At 38.8% G+C, this 848-nt stretch carries 1 protein-coding gene; it reads right to left on the minus strand.

What is annotated here, in order from left to right; genetic code table 11:
* Window positions 1-103 precede the first annotated feature (103 nt).
* The gene (locus PEH01S_RS34320) at window positions 104-799 is read right to left on the minus strand and encodes a hypothetical protein (protein WP_127490460.1); all 696 of its coding nucleotides are present in this window, start codon (window positions 797-799) and stop codon (window positions 104-106) included.
* Window positions 800-848 lie beyond the last annotated feature (49 nt).

The raw sequence follows: 848 nt of genomic DNA on the forward strand, positions 1-848 counted from the left end.
GCCACTAAGATCGGCCCTTGCCGCAAAGATGCGAACAAGAGCCGTTATTTTGCATTGTTGCACGAAATCAAAATTGCCGCTCTAGGCCGAAAATGGGGGATTTTTATTGCTGTTGTTGATCCAGAACGTATTGCTTCAGACTATTGAAGCTCGATTTGTTCTTCGTTACCCAATCTTTCGAGCCGGCGATATTTTCAGGCGCTACAGTCGATGTGTTACTTTTAGTTAACTCGATTACCGCGGGAAACACTTTTTCATCGTCAGATTCAACCTTATCCATGATGAAAGGAATAGCTGGAGTGCCAAGTTCAACAAGCTGTTTAACTTTTTCTTCGGATGTCAAATTTTTGTTCGACACAATTGCTTCAACAGTAGCAGGAACAGCTTTAAGATGATTTTTCCAAACCTTCTCAAAATCCTTTGCCGTTTCCCATTGAGTAGATTCTTTTTTCTTCATATCCACTTTTGCAATACGTTCAATTGCGATTGCAGCAATGTACTCTTGTAAACCGTTGTTTGCGCTTTTGGCTAATTTATTATGCAAAACAGGTAATGCATCGTTGCCTAAGCTAACGATTTTTTCAAAATCAGCGTTATCCTTAATGTAATCGTAAGGATTTGAACTTGAAGCAAGCTCGGATTTCAAGGCAACCTCCTTATTGATCATCTCGTTGATCGCAGCAATATTATTGTCAACTTGCTTTTCAATAGAGGCGTTTGCATTTTGCTGTACAAGCATTGTTACAATAAAACTGCAAACAAAAAGCCCCAGAAATAATTTAATTGCATATTTTTTCATTTAGTACACCTCTCCCTTAAAATTTGGCATATTTACGTCGAGCATCACC

The sequence above is a fragment of the Paenibacillus ehimensis NBRC 15659 genome (assembly GCF_004000785.1).
GTDB lineage: Bacteria > Bacillota > Bacilli > Paenibacillales > NBRC-103111 > Paenibacillus_G > Paenibacillus_G ehimensis.